The sequence below is a fragment of the Serratia sp. 1D1416 genome (assembly GCF_003641105.1).
GTDB lineage: Bacteria > Pseudomonadota > Gammaproteobacteria > Enterobacterales > Enterobacteriaceae > Serratia > Serratia ficaria.
The window spans coordinates 2,121,597-2,140,738 of the sequence record NZ_CP032738.1 but is presented as its reverse complement, the minus strand read 5'-3'; the positions used below and the strand labels follow the sequence as shown (position 1 = coordinate 2,140,738).

Annotated in this window: 20 protein-coding genes; 3 read left to right on the top strand and 17 right to left on the bottom strand. The window is 63.9% G+C overall.

Going from position 1 to position 19,142, the window contains the following annotated elements; translation table 11 throughout:
• Positions 1 to 17: 17 nt before the first annotated feature.
• Positions 18 to 758, bottom strand: coding sequence for an SDR family oxidoreductase (locus tag D7I37_RS10120; protein ID WP_061794853.1), 741 nt, complete (start codon positions 756 to 758; stop codon positions 18 to 20).
• 236 nt (positions 759 to 994) lie between these two features.
• Between D7I37_RS10120 and D7I37_RS10115 the strand changes: the two genes are divergently transcribed.
• The gene (locus D7I37_RS10115) at positions 995 to 1,747 is read left to right on the top strand and encodes a FadR/GntR family transcriptional regulator (RefSeq protein ID WP_061794852.1); all 753 of its coding nucleotides are present in this window, start codon (positions 995 to 997) and stop codon (positions 1,745 to 1,747) included.
• 127 nt (positions 1,748 to 1,874) lie between these two features.
• Positions 1,875 to 3,017, top strand: coding sequence for a D-alanyl-D-alanine-carboxypeptidase/endopeptidase AmpH (gene ampH, locus D7I37_RS10110; RefSeq protein WP_095095672.1), 1,143 nt, complete (start codon positions 1,875 to 1,877; stop codon positions 3,015 to 3,017).
• Positions 3,018 to 3,050: 33 nt separating this feature from the next.
• Here ampH and hpaC read toward each other — a convergent pair whose 3' ends face one another.
• The 11 genes from hpaC to D7I37_RS10055 all read right to left on the bottom strand — a co-directional run bounded on the left by hpaC (position 3,051) and on the right by D7I37_RS10055 (position 13,637).
• On the bottom strand, positions 3,051 to 3,566 hold the full coding sequence (gene hpaC, locus D7I37_RS10105) for a 4-hydroxyphenylacetate 3-monooxygenase, reductase component (protein WP_061794850.1): 516 nt from the start codon (positions 3,564 to 3,566) through the stop codon (positions 3,051 to 3,053).
• A 17-nt stretch (positions 3,567 to 3,583) separates the two neighbouring features.
• On the bottom strand, positions 3,584 to 5,146 hold the full coding sequence (hpaB, locus tag D7I37_RS10100; RefSeq protein WP_061794849.1) for a 4-hydroxyphenylacetate 3-monooxygenase, oxygenase component: 1,563 nt from the start codon (positions 5,144 to 5,146) through the stop codon (positions 3,584 to 3,586).
• Between the two features lie 178 nt (positions 5,147 to 5,324).
• Positions 5,325 to 6,221: a 4-hydroxyphenylacetate catabolism regulatory protein HpaA gene (gene hpaA / locus D7I37_RS10095; protein WP_061794848.1), complete on the bottom strand. Its 897-nt coding sequence runs from the start codon at positions 6,219 to 6,221 to the stop codon at positions 5,325 to 5,327.
• Between the two features lie 25 nt (positions 6,222 to 6,246).
• Positions 6,247 to 7,617 carry a 4-hydroxyphenylacetate permease gene (gene hpaX / locus D7I37_RS10090; protein WP_061794847.1) on the bottom strand — a complete coding sequence of 457 codons (1,371 nt, stop codon included), beginning with the start codon at positions 7,615 to 7,617 and terminating at the stop codon, positions 6,247 to 6,249.
• A 3-nt stretch (positions 7,618 to 7,620) separates the two neighbouring features.
• Positions 7,621 to 8,415 carry a 4-hydroxy-2-oxoheptanedioate aldolase gene (gene hpaI, locus D7I37_RS10085; RefSeq protein WP_095095669.1) on the bottom strand — a complete coding sequence of 265 codons (795 nt, stop codon included), beginning with the start codon at positions 8,413 to 8,415 and terminating at the stop codon, positions 7,621 to 7,623.
• A 10-nt stretch (positions 8,416 to 8,425) separates the two neighbouring features.
• Entirely contained in the window at positions 8,426 to 9,229 is an 804-nt protein-coding gene (gene hpaH, locus D7I37_RS10080; RefSeq protein ID WP_061794845.1) for a 2-oxo-hept-4-ene-1,7-dioate hydratase, read from the bottom strand.
• A 13-nt stretch (positions 9,230 to 9,242) separates the two neighbouring features.
• Positions 9,243 to 9,629, bottom strand: coding sequence for a 5-carboxymethyl-2-hydroxymuconate Delta-isomerase (locus D7I37_RS10075; protein WP_061794844.1), 387 nt, complete (start codon positions 9,627 to 9,629; stop codon positions 9,243 to 9,245).
• A 52-nt stretch (positions 9,630 to 9,681) separates the two neighbouring features.
• Positions 9,682 to 10,755 (bottom strand): 3,4-dihydroxyphenylacetate 2,3-dioxygenase, encoded by a 1,074-nt coding sequence (hpaD, locus tag D7I37_RS10070; protein ID WP_095095666.1) that lies wholly within the window; start codon positions 10,753 to 10,755, stop codon positions 9,682 to 9,684.
• 37 nt (positions 10,756 to 10,792) lie between these two features.
• Positions 10,793 to 12,247, bottom strand: a complete 1,455-nt coding sequence (gene hpaE / locus D7I37_RS10065) for a 5-carboxymethyl-2-hydroxymuconate semialdehyde dehydrogenase (RefSeq protein WP_061794842.1) — start codon at positions 12,245 to 12,247, stop codon at positions 10,793 to 10,795.
• Positions 12,244 to 13,008, bottom strand: a complete 765-nt coding sequence (locus tag D7I37_RS10060) for a fumarylacetoacetate hydrolase family protein (protein WP_061794841.1) — start codon at positions 13,006 to 13,008, stop codon at positions 12,244 to 12,246. The genes hpaE and D7I37_RS10060 overlap by 4 nt, the downstream gene beginning before the upstream one ends.
• Positions 13,009 to 13,010: 2 nt before the next feature.
• Positions 13,011 to 13,637, bottom strand: coding sequence for a fumarylacetoacetate hydrolase family protein (locus tag D7I37_RS10055; RefSeq protein ID WP_095095662.1), 627 nt, complete (start codon positions 13,635 to 13,637; stop codon positions 13,011 to 13,013).
• 333 nt (positions 13,638 to 13,970) lie between these two features.
• Between D7I37_RS10055 and hpaR the strand changes: the two genes are divergently transcribed.
• A complete protein-coding gene (gene hpaR / locus D7I37_RS10050; RefSeq protein ID WP_061794839.1) occupies positions 13,971 to 14,423 on the top strand; it encodes a homoprotocatechuate degradation operon regulator HpaR in 453 nt (150 codons plus the stop codon).
• A gap of 122 nt (positions 14,424 to 14,545) precedes the next feature.
• Here the strand turns inward: hpaR and D7I37_RS10045 are convergent, their stop codons facing one another.
• The 5 genes from D7I37_RS10045 to D7I37_RS10025 are packed head-to-tail and all read right to left on the bottom strand — an operon-like array spanning position 14,546 to position 18,980.
• Entirely contained in the window at positions 14,546 to 15,337 is a 792-nt protein-coding gene (locus D7I37_RS10045; RefSeq protein WP_095095658.1) for an SDR family oxidoreductase, read from the bottom strand.
• A 4-nt stretch (positions 15,338 to 15,341) separates the two neighbouring features.
• Positions 15,342 to 16,139 carry a MoaF C-terminal domain-containing protein gene (locus D7I37_RS10040; protein ID WP_061794837.1) on the bottom strand — a complete coding sequence of 266 codons (798 nt, stop codon included), beginning with the start codon at positions 16,137 to 16,139 and terminating at the stop codon, positions 15,342 to 15,344.
• A gap of 10 nt (positions 16,140 to 16,149) precedes the next feature.
• Positions 16,150 to 16,932 (bottom strand): SDR family NAD(P)-dependent oxidoreductase, encoded by a 783-nt coding sequence (locus D7I37_RS10035; RefSeq protein ID WP_129543646.1) that lies wholly within the window; start codon positions 16,930 to 16,932, stop codon positions 16,150 to 16,152.
• A complete protein-coding gene (locus D7I37_RS10030) occupies positions 16,925 to 17,512 on the bottom strand; it encodes a DUF3156 family protein (RefSeq protein WP_095095655.1) in 588 nt (195 codons plus the stop codon). The genes D7I37_RS10035 and D7I37_RS10030 overlap by 8 nt, the downstream gene beginning before the upstream one ends.
• Positions 17,487 to 18,980: an APC family permease gene (locus D7I37_RS10025; protein ID WP_129543645.1), complete on the bottom strand. Its 1,494-nt coding sequence runs from the start codon at positions 18,978 to 18,980 to the stop codon at positions 17,487 to 17,489. Before D7I37_RS10025 ends, D7I37_RS10030 begins: the two co-directional genes overlap by 26 nt.
• Between the last annotated feature and the right edge of the window lie 162 nt (positions 18,981 to 19,142).

Sequence of the window (19,142 nt, the reverse complement as noted above, 5' to 3'; positions counted from 1 at the left end):
AAAAATGACGGGATGGTTCAGTTGCTCCAGCCGCCGTCGATAATCTGCACCGTGCCGGTGGTGTAGGAGCTGGCGTCGGAAGCCAGGTACAGCGCCAGCTGGGCAATCTCTTCGGTGGTGCCGATACGGCCGATCGGCTGGCGGGCGACGAATGCCTGGTACACCTCCTGCTCGCTGCGGCCCTGCTCGCGCGCCTGCTCAGCGATGCGCTGGCGCAGCGACGGCGATTCCACCGTACCCGGGCAGATGGCGTTGCAGCGGATGCCCTCAGTGACGTAATCCGCCGCCACCGAGCGCGTCAGGCCGATCACCGCCGCCTTGCTGGCGCCGTAGGCGAAGCGGTTAGGCACGCCCTTGATGCTGGAGGCCACCGAAGACATGTTGATAATCGAGCCCTTGCCGCGCGCCAGCATGCCGGGCAGGAAGGCGCGGATGGTGCGGTACATCGCGGTGACGTTGAGATCGAGGGCAAACGCCCACTGTTCCTCGCTGCACTCGAGGATCGAGCCGCTGTGCACCACCCCAGCGCAGTTGAACAGCACGTCGATCGGGCCGATGCTTTCCGCCGCCGCGGCGATGGCCGCCGGATCGGTGACGTTCAGCTGCAGTGCGCGAATGCCGGCGCTGCCCTGCAGCTGCGCGGTGTCGATATCGCTGGCGATCACCTCGGCGCCGGCGGCGGCGAACAGCCTGGCGGTGGTGAAGCCGATCCCCTGCCCGGCGGCGGTGATCAGCACGCGTTTCCCGGTTAAATCCATCTTGGCTCCTTGGCGTTAAAGGTCTAATGGTCAGGCCACTAAAGGCGGTTAAAGGTCAGGCCTTTAACATGACAAAAGACGCTTTACGCGTTATCGTTTGGATGAGAAGTTAATGAAACACATTTGAAACAGCATTTCGATTAACCAATTTTTTACACTTGAATAACCATTACTCAAGCGGCTTGAGCAATATTTGTGCGCAACATCACTTAACATCGACCAGCCTAAGGTAAAAAATGCCGATCACTCGACTGGAAAACCCGCGTATTTACAGACAGATAGCCGACCAGCTAAAACGACTGATCGAGAATAACGAATTTCCGCCCGGCAGCCGGCTGCCGTCGGAGCGCGACCTCGCCCAGCAATTGCAGGTCAGCCGCGCTTCGGTGCGCGAGGCGCTGATCGCCCTGGAAGTGATCGGCCTGGTGGACGTCAAGGTCGGCAACGGCGTGATCGTGCGGGCGCAAACGGCGGCGTCGCAGGAGCCGGTCATGGCCCAGGCCGGCCGCGATCAGTGGGCGGAGATCGACGATGAGCTGAATATCGAACTGGATTTCAACGCCGAGCTGCCGCCGTTCTCGCTGCTGCAAACCCGATTGTTGATCGAGCCGGAAACCGCCGCGCTGGCGGCCCGCCACGCCACCGACGAAGAGCTGGCGGGCATCCGCGCCGCCTACGAGCAGAACTGCCGCGATAACCGCGCGGGCTCCGCCACCCACCCCGGCGATCGCCTGTTCCACATCCGCATCGCCCAGGCCAGCGGCAATCCGGCCTACGCGTTCATCATCGGCCACCTGCTCGGCCACCGCTACGGCAGCATGTTCCGCGTGCTGCAGCGCCACTACACGCCGGACGATATGCCGCACCGATCCGAACTGGAACACCGGGCGATCCTGGCGGCGATCGAAGCGCGCGACGTGCGCGGCGCGCGCAAGGCGATGAAGGCGCACCTGGATGAAGTGATCGCCATCTTCACCCGCGCGCCCTAGGCCGGAAAGCGCCAAAAAAATTTCGCCGAATGGCTCTTTTTTCCACATGCAGGCACCGCCCTGGCGCATTACACTGAGGGGAGCATTTCGCCCTTTCGCTGCTGCATTTTTAAATGGATAACGACCGTTGAAGAACTCTGTCCCCGCTTTATTGCTGGCGCTGGGCCTGTGCGCCGCGCCGCTGGCCGTGATGGCCGCGCCCCCGCAGCTGGCTTCGCAAATCGTCGACCAGTATGCCGAACACATTTTTTATAACAGCGGCGCCACCGGCATGGCGCTGGTGGTGATCGACGGCAATCAGGTGGTGAACCGCAGCTTTGGCGACACCCGCCCGGGCAACAACCTGCGCCCGCGCCCGGATTCGCTGATCCGCATCGCCTCGATCACCAAGCTGATGACCAGCGAAGTGATGGTCAAAATGGCGGCGGATGGCCAGGTCAAACTGACCGATCCGCTGCGCAAGTACGCCCCCAGGGGCGCCTACGTGCCGGCCTATAATTCGCGCCAGCCGATCACCCTGCTGAACCTGGCCACCCATACCAGCGCGCTGCCGCGCGAACAGCCGGGCAAAAAGCCGCCGAAGACGCCGGTGTTTACCTGGCCGACCAAGGCGCAGCGCTGGCAGTGGCTGGAACACGCCAACGTCACGGTGCCGCCGGGCGTGCGGGCCTCTTATTCCAACCTGGCCTATGACCTGCTGGCCGATGCGCTGTCGCGCGCGGCGGGCAAACCCTACAGCCTGCTGCTGAAGGAAAAAATCACCGCGCCGCTCGGCATGGTCGATACCACCCTGACGCCCAGCGCCGAACAGTGCTCGCGCCTGATGGTCGCCTCGGCCGGGCCAAGCGCCTGCCGCGACACCACCGCGGCGGCCGGCAGCGGCGGCATTTACTCCACCCCGCGCGACATGCAGCGCTGGATGCAGCAGTTCCTCTCCTCCAATGTCGGCGGCCCGCGCAAATCCACCGCCGCCAGCGAGCAGACCATGTATTTCCAGCGTAACGATCTGGTGTCGCTGAAGGGCATGGACGTGCCGGGACAGGCGGATGCGCTGGGGCTGGGCTGGGTGTATATGGCGCCGAAGGAGGGCCTGCCGGGCATTATTCAGAAGACCGGCGGCGGCGGCGGCTTCATCACCTATATGGCGATGATCCCGCAGAAAAACGTAGGGGTGTTCGTGGTGGTTACGCGTTCGGAACTGAGCAGGTTCACCAACATGAGCGATCCGGTCAACCGGTTGGTGGGCGATCTGGCGGCCAACAAGAGTTGAGCCAAAGGGGCGCGGCGCCGCGCCCCCGATCGTTTACGCCAGCGCCGCCATCTGATGGATCACCGGATGGAAGTTGCGCTTGAAGTAGATCAGCCCGTTGCCGGCTTCGCCCAGCGCGATCTGTTTGATCTGCACCAGATACACCTGGTGGGTGCCGATGATCTGGATCTGTTCGATCTCGCCCTCCAGGCTGGCCAGGGTATTGCGCAGCACCGGCTGGCCCAGCGCGCCGCGCTGCCACTCTTCCAGCCGGAAACGCTCCTCCATGCTGACCCCGGTCATGCCGGCGAAGTGACGCGCCATCAGTTCCTGCTCATGGTTCAGCACGTTGACGCACAGCCGCCGGTTGCCTTCAAACACCGGATTCATCGCGCTGTTGCGGTTGATGCACACCAGCAGCGTGGGCGGCGTATCGGTCACCGAGCACACCGCGGTGGCGGTGATGCCGCAGCGCCCCGCCGGGCCGTCGGTGGTGACGATATTCACCGCCGCCGACAGGCTGGCCATGGCGTCGCGAAAGCGTAAGCGCTGTTCATTTTCCTGAGACATACCATCCTCCTCCTGAATTACTTCAGCAGATTATCCAGCTGATTAATATCGCCATTGTTATGCAGGTGCGGCACCTTCCAGCCGTGCTGATCGTAGTCCGCCAGGCACTTGTCGACCATCTGCATCATCCGATCCATGGTGCCGGATCCCTGAGCGTGACGCAGGCACTGCAGGCGGATCTCATCCTGGCTGCCGGCGTAGTTGATCTCGTACAGCTCATGGCGGCCGCCGAATTCGCTGCCGATCGCATCCCACATCAGCTTGAGGATCTTGATGCGTTCGACGTGATCCATGCCGTCCGATCCGCGCACGTAGCGGGACAGGTACTTGTCGATCTGCGGGTTGTTCATGTCGCGCACGCTGGACGGCAGGTAGATCAGGCCGCTGGTGACGTTCTTCTCGATGATGTGCTTCACCTTGGTGTAGGCCATCGGCGCCATTACCCGATAGGTCTGCAACGCGGCGGCATCCGGCAGGTAGGCGCCGTTTTCCCATTGGGTGGCTTCGGCGCACATCGCGTCGCTCAGCGACCAGAACAGGTTGCGCCAGGCCACCACTTCGCCCAGATCGGCCTGCACGCCGCGGAACTCCAGCACCCCGGTGCAAGACAGGCTCTTTTGCAGCAGCGCGGTGATGAAGTCCATCTTCACCGCCAGGCGCACGCAGGCCTGCAGCGGGAACAGCCGGGCGAAGCCGCCCTGGGTGCTCCAGCGGCGGCAACGGTCGAAATCGCGGTAGATCAGTACGTTTTCCCAGGGGATCAGTACATGATCCATGATCAGGATCGCGTCGTTCTCGTCGAAGCGGCTGGAAAGCGGGTAGTCGAACGGCGATCCGGTGGCGCCGGCCACCAGTTCATAGGAGGCGCGCGAGATCAGCTTCACCCCTTCGGCGTCCATCGGCGCCACGAACATCAACGCGAAGTCCGGGTTATCGCCCATCACCTGCGCCGAGCCGAAGCCGATAAAGTTGTAGTGGGTCAGCGCCGAGTTGGTGGCCACCACCTTGGCGCCGCTGACGACGATGCCGGCGTCGGTCTCTTTCTCCACCTGGATGTAGACGTCCTTCACTTCGTTGACCGGCTTGTGGCGATCGATCGGCGGGTTGACGATGGCGTGGTTGAAGTACAGCCCGGTTTCCTGAATGCGTTTGTACCAGTGGCGGGCGTTGTCGGCGAACTGGCCGTAGAATTCCGGATAGGCGCCCAGCGCGCAGCCGAACGCCGCCTTGTAGTCCGGGGTGCGTCCCATCCAGCCGTAGCTCTGGCGCGACCAGTCGGCGATGGCGTCGCGCTGCTGGCGCATCTCTTCCGGGCTGCGGGCGTAGCGGAAGAATTTGTGGGTGTAGCCGCCGTTGCCGGTGTCGGTATTCCAGCACAGGCGATCCTGGCTGGCCGGATCGTGCAGCGCGTCGTACAGCTGGCCCACCGAAGCCGCCGCGTTGCGGAACGCCGGGTGGGTGGTGACGTCTTTCACGCGTTCGCCGTAAATGTAGATTTCGCGGCTGTCCTGCAAACTTTTCAGGTACTCGGCGCCGGTGAACGGGCGTTTGCTGTCGGCACGAAAGTCTTCTGGTTTCATCGGGTCTTCCTCGTAATCGGCATTTTACCGGCCGTGAATGCGGCCTTTTGTTAACAAAATGTTTTCTTTTGGTTGCTTAATTGAAGCCCCCAATGCCGGTTTCGAGAAGAGACTTTTGCGGCAATCGCCGGTACTTTTCAGGCCAGCCTGCCGCAATCGCTGCGAATTGTGATCCCGGTTACGAAAGGGCGTGCTGCGCCGCGCGGTAGGTCGAGGGGGAACAGCCTTCCAGCCGATTGAAAAAGCGGGCGAAATAGGCCGGATCCTTGAAGCCGAGGCTATAGGCGGTTTCATGCACCGTGCAGGCGCTGAACAGCAGCATGCGCTTGGCCTCGCGCAGCAGCCGGTCGAAGATCAGCCGCTTCGGCGGCCGGTTGGCGAAGCGCCGGCACAGGTCGTTGAGGCGCGATTCGGTCACCCCCAGCGCCTGCGCGTACTCCGGCACCGGCAGATGTTCGCGAAAGCGTTCGTCCACCATCTTGTTGAAGCGCTGGAACAGCTTCAGCTCGCCGCGCACCCCGCTGTTGGCGCTGTCCTCCAGCGCGGTGTTGCGCAGCAGCAGGGTAAACACCGCCTGCGCCAGCAGCGCCAGCGTCTGCCCGCGCCCGGCCAACCCCTGGCTGAACTCGCGGCGGATCAGCGCCCAGTAATGGCTGAGCGCCGTCAGCTCCTGCGGCGCGTCGGCCAGCGACAGGCAGATGCCCGGCATGTCCAGCGCCAGGTTGCTGCCGGGGTACAGCCGCTCCAGCAGCGGCCAGATCAGCTCCTGGCGCACCGTCAGCACGTGGCCGTCGCTGTCCGGCTCGGTGAAGAACGCATGCGGCACCGACGGCGGCGTGAGGATAAACAGCGGCGCCTGCACCGAATAGTGCTGATCGTCGAGCTGCAGCTCTATCTTGCCGGTCTCCAGAAAGTGCACCTGAAAAAAGCGATCGTGCCAGTGCACCTGCATGTCGCGGCCGAAGAACGCCGCCAGCCCGGCGAAGGTTTCGTAATGCACCTCATCAGCGGCGTAACGCGCGTCGTACTCTTTGCAAATATCGATATTGGCGATAAAGCCGGTACTTTTCTGCACGCAGTCCTCCTCAAAATTCAGTCGACTAAGGCGTCGCCCTTGGGCGGGATCCCGCCATCGGAATGCGCCACACCAGCACGGCGCCGACGATCAACAGCGCCGAAACGAAATACAGCCCGGAATTGAAGCTGCCGGTCAGATCCTTGAACCAGCCGATCAACAGCGGGCTGACCGCCGATCCGATGTTGCCGGTGGCGTTGATCACCGCGATCCCCACCGCTCGCGCTTCCAGGCTGATCGACCGATCCGGCGTAGTCCAGAAGATAGCCATGGCGGTAAAGGAGCCGACCGAGGCCATCACGATCCCCAGCAGTTGGATCAGGCTGTGATCGGTGGCCGAAGCCAGCAGCCAGCCGGCGGCGGCGAACAGATACGGCAGCGCGGTATGGTGCTTGCGCTCCTGCAGGCGATCGGATCTTTTGCTCCACCACACCATGCCGGCGATGGTACAGATCTGCGGGATCGCCGCCAGAATGCCGATCACGATGTTGCTGCTGCCCTGGTTAAAGCTCTGCAGGATCTGCGGCGTCCAGATATTGATGGCGCTCAGGGTGTTGGTCAGGCAGAAGTAGGCCAGCGTGTACATCAGCACCACCGGCGTCAGCACTTCGCGCCACAGGCCGCGCTGCCGCAGCGCGCGCTGGCTGCTCGGGCCGCCGGGCTGCACCAGCTGCAGCTTGTCGGCGTCCATCATCGCCTGCAGGCTGGCTTTTTCTTCGTCGGTCAGCCACCTGGCCTTGGCCGGCGTATCGTCGAGATAGAACCACACCGCCACGCCCAGCAGCACCGACGGAATGCCCTCCAGCAGGAACAGCCACTGCCAGCCCTTCAGGTTCATCACCCCGTCCAGCGCCAGAATGTAGCCCGAGACCAGCGAGCCGATCGCCATGGTCACCGGCATGGCGATCATAAACAGCGCGTTGGCGCGGGCGCGGTAAAACGCCGGGAACCAATAGGTGAGATACACCAGAATGCCCGGCAGGAAGCCGGCCTCGGTAATGCCGACGATCATGCGCAGCAGGTACAGGCTGGTCGGCCCGGTGGCGAACAGGGTGCAGGTGGAGGCGATGCCCCACAGCACCATGATGGTGGCGATCCAGCGCCGCGCGCCGACGATCCCCAGCATGATGTTGCTCGGAATGCCGAAGATCACGTAGGTGGCGTAGAACAGCGTCGCCGCCAGGCCGAACATGGTCGAACTGAGGCCGAGATCCTTGCCCATCGTCAGCCCGGCGAAGCCGATATTGATGCGGTCGAGAAAAGAGAAAACAAACAGCACAAACAGGAAAATAATCAGGCGCCGAAATAACTTTTTAATCACCGATTGCTCGGCGGCGGTTAACGCTTTATGTTGCTGCGCCGGGTTGGCCGGCGGCAGCGAATCGACGTGGTTCATGGCTTAATAGACTCCCGATGATGGCGTTTCCGCCCCGCCCTGTTTGAACTCGCTCGCCAGGGATCCCGCCGCGCGCGCCAGCAGGGTGGTGTCCACCCCGACGGCGACGAACAGCGCGCCGGACGCCAGATAGCGCTGCGCCAGCGCCCGGTCGGCCATCAGGATGCCCGGCGCCTTGCCGGCGGCGCTGATGCGCGCGATGGCGTCGTCGATGGTGCGCTGCACCTCGGGGTGCTGCGGATTGCCGGCGAAGCCCATGTCGGCGCTCAGATCCGCCGGGCCGATAAACACCCCGTCCACCCCCTCCACCTGCAGAATCGCGTCGAGGTTTTTCACCGCTTCGCGGGTCTCGATCTGCACCAGCACGCACATTTCTTCGTCGGCCAGCTGCAGGTAATTCGGCACCCGGTTCCAGCGGGAAGCGCGCGCCAGCGCGCTGCCGACGCCGCGGATGCCATGCGGCGGATAGCGGGTGGCGCGCACCGCATCGCGCGCCTGCCCGGCGTTTTGGATCATCGGGATCAGCAGGGTTTGCGCGCCCACGTCCAGCAGCTGTTTGATCATCACCGCATCGTTCCACGGCGGGCGCACCACCGGGTGGCTCGGATAAGGCGCGATAGCCTGCAGCTGGCCCAGCACCGTCTGCACGTTGTTGGGCGCATGCTCGCCGTCGATCAGCAGCCAGTCGAAACCGGCGCCGGCCAGCAGTTCGGCGCTGTAGCTGCTGCATAGCCCGAGCCACAGGCCGATCTGCGGGCGTTTTTCCTGCAGCGCCCGTTTGAAGTGGTTGGTTAACATCGGTTTTCTCCTAAACGAAGCGGCAACTGATGCAGCCCATCGGGCCGTAGTCGACGTGGAAGGTGTCGCCGCGCCTGGCCGGCACCGGCCGGGTAAAGGAGCCGCCGAGGATCACCTGCCCCGCCTCCAGCGCCACCTCATAAGGCGCCAGCTTGTTGGCCAGCCAGGCCACGCCGTTGGCCGGATGATTGAGCACCGCCGCCGCCACGCCGGACTCTTCGATCACCCCGTTGCGGTACAGCAAGGCGGAAATCCAGCGCAGATCCAGCGCGTCCGGCCTGATGGGCCGGCCGCCCATCACCACGCCGGCGTTGGCGGCGTTGTCGGAAATGGTGTCGAACACCTTGCGCGGCCGCTGGGTCTGCGGATCGACGTTGTGGCTGCGCGCGTCGATGATTTCCAGCGCCGGGATGACGTAGTCGGTGGCGTTATACACGTCGAACAGCGTGCAGTTCGGCCCGCGCAGCGGCTTGGCCAGCACGAAGGCCAGCTCCACCTCCACCCGCGGCACGATAAAGCGATCGAAAGGAATATCGCCGCCGTCGTTGAAGAACATGTCGTCCAGCAGCGCGCCGTAGTCCGGCTCGGAGATCTGCGAGCTGACCTGCATGGCGCGCGAGGTCAGGCCAATCTTGTGGCCTTTCAGCGTGCGCCCCTCGGCTATCTTCAACGCCACCCACTGGCGCTGAATGGCGTAGGCGTCTTCGATGGTGATCTCGGGATGATCGAGCGACAGCGCACGGATCTGTTCACGGTTTTGCTCCGCCTGATGCAGGCGCTGCACCGCACGGTTAATCAGCTGTTTATCCAGCATTTACGACCCCTTCTCACTCTTTGCGAAATAGCGCGTGAACGTTGTTCTGCTTGTAGTTCAGCAGCGGATCCAGCTCTTCCATGGTGAAAGAGAGCGCCAGATAACGCTGCGCCATCAGCGCGGCGAAGTGTTCCTTTATCAGCGCGAACAGCATCTCGCCGACCTGCTCGCGGCTTTCCGGGCTGCGGCCGTGACCGATCTTCAGCGTCATATGCACGAAGGCGTAATCCTGCTTGCCGTCGGCCATCTGCCAGGTGTCCAGCCAGATGGCGCGGCTGCGCACCCCGGCCAGCGGGAAGATGCCGGTGTCCGCCAGCGCCTGATTGACCCTGGCGAACAGGGCGGGAAGATCGGCCTCTTCGCGGATGTTGTTGGTGCATTCAGCATAAAAATGCGGCATAGCAATCTCCGAACGGCGAATTCGCGCGGGCAAGCCGCCCGCGCGGCGATGGTTACAGGGTGTTGCCGAGCTTGAAGCCCTTTTCCGTATCGCCCTCGCGGGTGTAGGAAAAACCGTCTGCGCCGATGGTGACGGCCATTTCGCTTGGCGCGCTGCGTTCGATAACCGGCTGCGGCCGGCCGTCGAGATCCAACACTTGCGATCCCTCGGTGTACCAGCTCGGCACCACCGGGTTGCCCCACCAGTCGCGGCGCTGGTTGTCGTGCACGTCCCAGCTCACGGTCGGGTTATCCGGATCGCCGGTGTAGTAATCCTGGGTGTAGATTTCCACCCGGTGGCCATCGGGATCGCGCAGGTAGAGATAGAAGGCGTTGGAGACGCCGTGGCGGCCGGGGCCGCGTTCGATCAAATCGGATTTACGCAGCGCGCCGAGCTTGTCGCAGATGGCCAGAATGTTGTGCTTTTCATGGGTGGCAAAGGCGATATGGTGCATGCGCGGCCCGGCGCCGCCGGTCATCGCGGTATCGTGCACCGTGGCTTTGCGGCGCATCCAGGCGGCGTAAACCACGCCGTTTTCATCGCGGATATCTTCCGTCACGCGGAAACCCAGCCCCTGGATGTATTCCACGGCCTTCGGGACGTCGGGCGTAATTTGGTTAAAGTGATCGAGGCGCACCAGCGCGCCCGGCGTGTAGAGATCGTAACGCCAGGCCAGGCGTTCGACGTGCTGCACGTCGTAGAAAAACTCGTACGGAAAGCCGAGCGGATCTTCAACCCGCACCGCATCGCCGATGCCTTTGACGAAGCCGTTCACCCGGCGCTCGGTGCGGCAGCCCAGCGCATTGAAATAGGCTTCGGCGCGGTCGACGTCTTCCGGCGTGCGCACGCGGAAGGCAAAGGCCGCAACGGCGGCCACCGGGCCTTCGCGCAGCACCAGGTTGTGGTGGATAAACTCTTCCATCGAACGCAGGTACAGGGTGTTCTCGTCCTCGGCGGTGACCACCAGGCCAAGGATGTCGACGTAGAATTCGCGCGCCGCTTTGAGGTCCGTTACCTGAATTTCCATGTAGGCGCAGCGCACGACGTCGGGAGCAGGGGCAGCATGGGTGGTAAGTTTTGTCGTCATCGTTCTCATCTCTTTCGTTTTTGTTGTGGCCAGAGGCTTAGACGCCCCATTTCGGGATTGGGTGGTCACCCATGGAAATGCACACGTTCTTCATCTCGGCGAACACCTCGAAACTGTATTCGCCGCCCTCGCGGCCGGTGCCGGAGGCTTTGACGCCGCCGAACGGCTGGCGCAGATCGCGCACGTTTTGGGTGTTGACGAACACCATGCCCGCTTCAATGCCGCGCGCCAGACGCAGAACCTTGCTCACGTCCTGCGTCCAGATGTACGACGCCAGGCCGTATTCCACGTCGTTGGCCATGCGCAGGCCGTCTTCTTCGGATTTGAACGGCAGCAGGCAGGCCACCGGCCCGAAGATTTCCTCCTGCGCGATGCGCATCCGGTTGTCGACGTCCGCCAGCACCGTCGGGCGCAGGAAGTTGCCGTGGCTCAGGCCGGCCGGTTTTTCCGGGCCGCCGGCCAGCAGGGTCGCCCCTTCCTCCACCCCCAGGCGGATATAGCCGGAGACCTTTTCCCAGTGCTGCCGGCTGATCAACGCCCCCACCTGGGTGTTGGGATCCTGCGGATCGCCCACCCGCAGGCGGTTGGCGCGCTCGGCGAAACGCTTGACGAATTCCGGGTAGATGCTTTCCTGAATGAAGATGCGCGAACCGGCGGTGCAGCGTTCGCCGTTGATCGAGAAGATGGTGAACAGCGCGGCGTCCAGCGCGCGTTCGATATCGGCATCCTCGAAGATCAGCACCGGCGATTTGCCGCCCAGCTCCATGGAGAATTTCTTCAGCCCGGCGCTCTCGATGATGCGGCGGCCGGTGGCGGTGCCGCCGGTGAAGGACACCGCCCGCACGTCTTTATGGCGCACCAGCGCGTCGCCGGCGGTGGCGCCGTAGCCCTGCACCACGTTCAGCACCCCGGCCGGGATGCCGGCTTCCAGCGCCAACTCGCCCAGGCGATCGGCGGTCAGCGGCGACAGTTCGGACATCTTCAGCACCGCGGTATTGCCCAGCGCCAGACAGGGCGCGGTTTTCCAGGTGGCGGTCATGAAAGGCACGTTCCACGGCGACACCAGCGCACACACCCCGACCGGCTGGATCAGCGTGTAGTTGAGCATCTTGTCGTCCACCGGGTAGGTTTTGCCGTTCATCTGCTGGCAAATTTCGGCGAAGAACTCGAAGTTGTGCGACGCGCGCGGGATCAGCACGTTTTTGGTCTGGTGGATCGGCAGGCCGGTGTCGGCGGTTTCCAGCTCGGCGATTTGCGGCACGTTTTCATCGATCAGCTCGCCCAGGCGGCGCATCAGGCGCGCGCGCTCTTTCATCGGCGTGTTGGCCCACTTGGGGAACGCCGCTTTGGCGGCGGCCACCGCCCGATCGATCTCCAGCTGGCCGCCGGACGCCACCTCCGCCAGCACCTCGCCGTTGGCCGGGTTGCTGGTGGTGAAATAGTCTTTGCTGGCGACGCTCTTGCCGTCGATCCAGTGGTTGATGGTTTTCATCGCAGGCTCTCCTCGTAATCTTTTTCACTGATGATGTGGTTAACCAGACGGCCGATGCCTTCGATCTCCACCACCACTTCGTCGCCCGGCAGCACGTCGGCCAGCCCTTTCGGCGTGCCGGTGGCGATCATGTCGCCCGGCTGCAGCGTCATGAATTCGCTCAGGTAGGCGATCAGGAACGGGATATCGAAAATCATGTCGGCGGTGCTGCCGCGCTGGCGCAGCTCGCCGTTGACATAGGTGCTGAGCGCCAGCCGATGCGGATCGGCGACGTCGTCGCGGTCGACGATGTACGGACCGATCGGCGTCAGGGTGTCGCGGCTCTTCACCCGCAGGTTCGGGCGGTAGTAGTTTTCCAGGTAGTCGCGGATGGCGTAGTCGTTGCACAGGGTGTAGCCGGCCACATGGTCCATGGCGTCTTCGCGGCTGACGTTGCGCGCGGTCTTGCCGATCACCGCCACCAGTTCGGCCTCGTAGTGCATATATTCCACGCCGGCCGGCCGTACCGACACCTGGCGGTGGCCGGTCAGGGTGTTAGGCGCCTTGAGGAACACCAGCGGCTCCTCCGGCGCCTTGAATTCCAGCTCGCTGGCGTGGTCGGCATAGTTCAGCCCCAGGGCGAATACCGTGCCCTGCGCCGGCGGCAGCCACTCGACGTCTTGCTCATCCAGGATGTTGCCGTCCGGCAGGGTAACGTGCAGCTGCTCATCCACGCTGACGTTAACAATCTGGCCATGATGGCGAATACGGGCGTGTCTCATGATTATTCTCCTGCCTGGCTCACGCGGTTGGTCAAAGTGGGCAGGCCGGCGGCGCGCACCCTCACCTCATCCCCCGGTTTGATCTCCACCCGCCGGTGCGGGGTGCCGATCAGCACCGCATCGCCCGGTTGCAGGGTAATGAAATCGCTGATGGCGGCGATCAGTTCCGGCACCGAACGCAGCAGATCGGCGGTCGACCAGCGATCCTGCTCCACGCCGTTGATCTCGGTGACGATCTCCAGCCGGTCGGTCGCCGCCAGCTGGCCGATATCCCCCAGCGGGCAGAAGCCGTCGCGGCATTTCGCCTTGATCGCCGGGCGATAGAAGCTGGTTTCCGGCAGGCTGACGTCGTTGGCCAGCGCATAGCCGGCCAGATACTCGCTCACCTTGTCGGCCGGTACCTTGCGCGCGGTATCGCCGACGATCACCGCCAGCGTGCCGCCGCTCTGCACCGTTTCACCGGCCGGGAACGGGATCGCCCCGCCGTTGGCGAGGTGGGTATTGCGCGGTTTGATAAACCACACCGGGGTTTTGGGCGGGGTTTTATAGGGTGGCTGGTGAAACGCCTGATCCCAGGCGTCCAGCTGGCTGCGATGGTTCAGCGCAACGGAAAATACGGTGCCTTTCATGCGAACTCCTTCAGTGACAGAACATGACAACCGGTATTCATTAATATATTAACGATTACTTTTATACGCTGTGCAGCTTTTACGCAACGTGCGTGGGGCGATTTGTGATCGCGATAACAAAATATTCACAAATCGCCAACATAAGCGTTGTTATTCAACACATTAAGCGTTTTTAGCCGTCTTTTTAGCCGCCGAGCGCATTTTCGCTTTATCCCGCGGGTGAAATTTGGCTACTATTAAGTTATTAACGATACCCGGGCGCCCGCGCCCCCCTGCGGCACTGAAGCAGGCCGGCGGCGCGGACCGAACACCTTGATAGCTAAGGCCAAACCTATGCATGAATCTTTAACCATCGCCCTGCTGCAGGCGCGTGAAACCGCCATGGGGTTCTTCCGCCCGATCCTGAAAAGCCATAATCTGACCGAACAGCAGTGGCGCATCATTCGCGTGCTGGCCAACAGCCGCTCGATCGAATTCCACGAGCTGGCGGCGGAAACCTGCATCCTGCGCCCCAGCCTGACCGGCATCCTGTCGCGCATGGAGCGCGACAGGCTGATCTTCCGCCTGAAGCCGGTCAACGATCAGCGCAAGCTGTACGTCTCGCTGACCCAGCAGGGCCAGGAGCTGTACGAGGTGGCGCGCCATCAGGTGGAACAGGGATATGCCGAGATTGAAGCCGCGTTCTCGCAGCAGAAGATGGAACAGCTGATGACGCTGCTGGACGAGCTGATCACCCTGGGCGACCGGCTGCCCGCCAACGTGACCGCCCATCCCGCCAAGAAATGATTCAATGAATCGGCATCCTCAAATGAACGGGCGTTGCAGCTAGGCGGCCAAGGCGCAAATCCCCAGGAGCTTACTCAAGTAAGCGACTGGGGTGCGCGCCTGCAGCCAACAACGCTGCAGCGTCAAGTAAGCAGAGAATTCGCTTCCGGCAGCAAGGCGCCGCCGTCCACCACCAGCGTCTGGCCGGTGATATAGGCCGCCGCCGGCGAAGCGAGAAACACCATCGCCGCGGCGATGTCTTCCGGCTCCCCCAACCGCCCGAGCGGCACCGCGGCGGCGATCGCCCGGTTGACCTCGGCGCCGCCCAGATTGGCCATCGCCGGGGTGCGGATCATCCCCGGCTCCACCCCGTTGACCCGAATGCCCGCCGCCGCCAGCTCCAGCGCCGCCGCGCGGATAAAGCCGTTCACCCCGGCTTTGGACGCCGCATAGTGCGCCAGCCCCGGATAGGCCACCCGCGGCCCGGTCACCGACGAGGTCACCAGAATGCTGCCGCCGCCCTGCCGGCGCATCCACGGCAGCGCCGCCTGCGCCAGGAAGAACGGCGCCATCAGGTTGACGCTCAGCGTGCGTTGCAGCAGCGCGGCGTCGATGTCGCTGAAGGGCGTCAGCGGGAAATAGGCGGCGTTGTGGATAACCACGTCCAGCCGCTGGTGCAGCGCACCCGCCGCCGCCACCAGCTCGGCGATCTGCCCGGGGTCGGCCAGATCGCAGGCCAGCGCCTGCACGCGCCGGCCCTCGCGCCGCAGGCTTTCCGCCGCCGCCTGCGCCTTCGGCAGCTGCAGGTCCGCCATCACCACATCGGCGCCCAGCCGGGCGAAGGCGCCGACGATCGCCAGCCCGATGCCCTGGGCGCCGCCGGTCACCAGCACCGTCTGCCCCTCGAACGCATCGGCCGCATAGGTTGCGTTCATCGGCTTATCCCCGTGGATGACGAGTGGTGTTCAGCACCTGCGCGTGGGCGCCGACGGCGAAATTGCTCAGCGCGCTGAAGTCGCTGCCCTGGTAGCCGAGGATCTTGCCGTCGGTGCGCATGGCCTGCAGATCGATCGCCACCACCCCCAGCGTCGGGATAATCTTCTCGCGCCAGACGAACAGGTAGAGTTGCTCGGCCACCTTCACGTAGTGGCAGCGGTCGACGTCCGCCAACCCTTTTTCCACCCCGTCCAGACACTGCCAGGCGTAGAAGTCGTCGTTCAGGTAAATGTGTTCGTAACGTTCGGTCGGGCTGTAGGTGTACATGTTGCGCATGCCGATCAGCTCGTCGGTAAAGCCCGGCGGCGTGGCCTGCGCGTCGTCCAGCGTGCCGAAACGGAACTCGGCTTCTACCGCCGTCAGCGGCAGCCCCTGCTCTACCCGGCTGAAGGCGTCCAGCCGCGCCTGGCTCTCGTTCGGCAACTGGCCGTACACTGCGGTAAAGTTGCCCTGATGGCGGTCGCACACCAGCGTAATGCTGGCGTTAGCGCGCTGAGGATCGAGGAAATCGATAAACAGCACGCCGGGGCGAATGCTGGTGGCGCGGTAGGCGACGCCGCGCTGTTCGCCCCATTCCAGCGTGCTTGCGTCGTTGAACCGGCAGCGCAGCGATTCGCCGTCGCTAAAGCGCAGCGTCAGCTGGGTTCCCGCCAGCCCGTGCTGCTGTTCCAGCGTGTTGCCGCGCGGCGCAAAGCCTTCGGCCAGCGCACCGACCTGAATAAATACCGCTTCTGAACTCATTTGCTGCTCCTTACGGGGAAGTGAAAGCCAGGGTTGGCACGTCGACGATGGTGGAGCCGCCGTCGGCCACCAGCGCCGCGCCGGTAATGATCGAGGCGTCCGGCGAACAGAGAAAACGGCAGGCGCGGGCGATCTCCTCGGCGCTGGCCGGGCGGCGCAGCGGTACGTCGCGGCACACCATCCGGTAGGCCTGCGCCAATGAAATGTGATGGGCGTCCATCAGCAGCTGCATCTCCTCATCCGCCATCGGCGTGGTCACCCAGCCGGGGCATATTGCGTTGGCGCGCACCCCCTGCGGGCCGTAATCGCGGGCGATGGAGCGCATCAGGCCGATCAGCGCGTGCTTGGCGGTGACGTAACCGCACACCTCCGGGCCGGCGGCCAACGAAGCGATAGACGCCACCAACAGCAGGTTGCCGCCGCTTTTCACCAGCGCCGGCAGGCAGGCGCGCGCGCTGGCGAAGGCGCTGTTGAGGTTGCTGTCCATCGCCTGCTGCCACTGTTGGTCGGTCATCTCGGTAATGCGCTTGAACCCCATGCCGCCGGCGCTGCCGATCAGGCAGTCGATGCGCCCGGCCTGCCGCAAAATGGCCGGCAATAGCTGCGTGTTCCAGCTTTCACCGCTCGAGGCGTCGCCCACCAGCGCCTGCGCGCCGATCTCGGGCGCCAGCGCCGCCAAGGGTTCAGGCCGGCGGCCGATGATAAACACCCGATCGCCGTCCGCCGCCAGCAGGCGGGCGCAGGCGGCGCCCACCCCGGTGCCGCCGCCGGTAATCACTACGACTCTACTCATTGAGCTTCTCCATCAGTTGGCCGATCATCAGCAGGCTGCTCAGCAACAGCCGCCGCTGTTCGGCGTCCAGCCGCAGATAACGGCGGCCGGCCGGCAAACGGCTGACCACCTCCGACGCGGCGAAAGGTTCGATGTCCAGCGTCCAGCGCCCGGCGTCTACCGCCAACCGAACGCGGCGAAAATCCAGCTGCGCCAGGGTTTCGCCGATCTGCGGATAGCGCCGCAGCGCGTCATTCAGCCGCTGCGCTTCAGGGTGCTGTTGGCGGCTGCGGTAAATAACCCCGCGCCGCCGCAGCCAGCCGCCGGCCACCACGTTCAGCACCAGCGGCGTCTGCAAAGCGCAGTTCCCCTGCAGCCGAAAGCGGTGGCTGACGATGTGCGCCATAAACAGCGCCTGAACCCGCTCGCTGACCTCGATCAGCGGCCCCTGCGGCAATTGCAGCCGCAGCAGGGACGGCGCCAAACGTTCGCAGGCATAGGGCGGCAGGCTCTGCGCCAGCCGGTCGAGGGTGGCGCCCGGCCGATAGCCCGCCGGCGCCCGCCGCCAGGCGCGATTAAGTGAGGGAAGTAAGCCGGTCAAACTGCGCCTCCCCGTTTTCCGCTTTGGCGAAGGCGTTTTCCAGCACCTGCTCCACCGGCACCGGTTTGAACGGATTGACCTTCTGTACGCACAGCGTCCAGAACAGCGCGTAGGCGGCGGTCAGGCCAAGCATCCAGCCGAAGGGAATGTAGACGTCGCGCGGGTTCATGCCCGGCGGGGTGATATAAAGGATCGCCAGCACGATGCCGACGCTGGAGACTATCTGCGGCAGCGGGAACCACGGCGATTTGTATGCGCGCGGCAGGTCCGGCCGACGCATGCGCAGGATCACCACCGAGCAGGTCACCAGCAGATAGGCCACGCCCCAGGCGCACACCGCCGCCAGCACCAGCGGAATGATGCGGTCGAGGTTGCCCTGAATGGCGAAGGCGTGCACGCAGGGGATCAGCACCGCCGCCAGAATGCCGACCACCGGCGTTTTGAAGCGCGGATGCAGATAGGCGAACATGCGCGGCAACGCGCCGTCCAGCGCCATGCCGTACAAAATGCGCGGCACCGCCGCCATCAGCGTGTTGATGGTCGCCGCGCCGGCCAGCAGCAGGCCGATGCCCAACCAATATTTGCCGAACTGGCCCATCACCTGACCGGCAAAGGCCGGAATGGCCATCGGCGTATCCAGCAGGCGCACGCCGGCGGCGGCGTCCACCACCGCGTTTTCCACCTGATGGCTGAGCGCCGCGCCGTACAGCGCCATGCACACCGCCACGCCGCACAGCCCCAGCGCCATGGCGCGCGGGATCACCCGCGCCGAGCGCTTGATCTCCGGCGCCATCGGCGTCACCAGCTCGCAGCCGACGAACATGAACATCGCCATGCCGATCAGGCTGAACACCGCAAAGGGATCGTCCAGGCTCAGCGTGCTGCCGAACCAGCCCTCCAGCGGCACCGCATGCGGCGACAGCAGCCCGACGACGCCGAAAACGACCAGCGTGCTCCACATGGCGAAGGTCAGCACGATCTCCGCCTTGCCGAAGGCCTCGATGCCGAATGCGTTGAGCTGGCCGAATATGATCACCAGCCCGACGCCGACCATCCATGAGCTGTTGTGGGTTTCCATCAAGGTGTTGAGGTGTTCGAAGTTCACCAGCGCCATGATGCCCGAGAGGATGGTTTCGGCGGTGCCGGCGAAGATGTGCACGATCAGGTAGGCGGAAAGCGCCCCGGTGATGGCGAAGAAGCGCCCCATGCCGCAGGCGATATAGTCGTACACCGAACCTGAGGTCGGCAGCATCGCCGCCGCTTCGGAGAAGGTGGTGAGCTGGGCCTGCATCATGACGAAGGCGATCAGCATCGCCAGCGCGAAGGTATCGCCGCCGATGCCGAAGCCGCTGGTGACCGTCAGGATCACCGGACTGGCCATAATCACGCCGACCGAACTGGCCAGCGTGGTGGGGAATCCGACCTTGCCCCGCTCAAGATGGGCGTGCAGCCGCGACGACAGGTTCATGGTTATTTCCTCTTATGGTTTTCGCCCTGGTGTTTGCAGGTTTTTTCACCGCCAGCGGCGGCAATCTCACTATAGAGAGGAAAGGAAAATACTGACTATCGTCCTTAAGGACGAGGGGGCGCACCGGCAAGCGCGCGTTGTAGCACGCCGAACGGTCGGTTG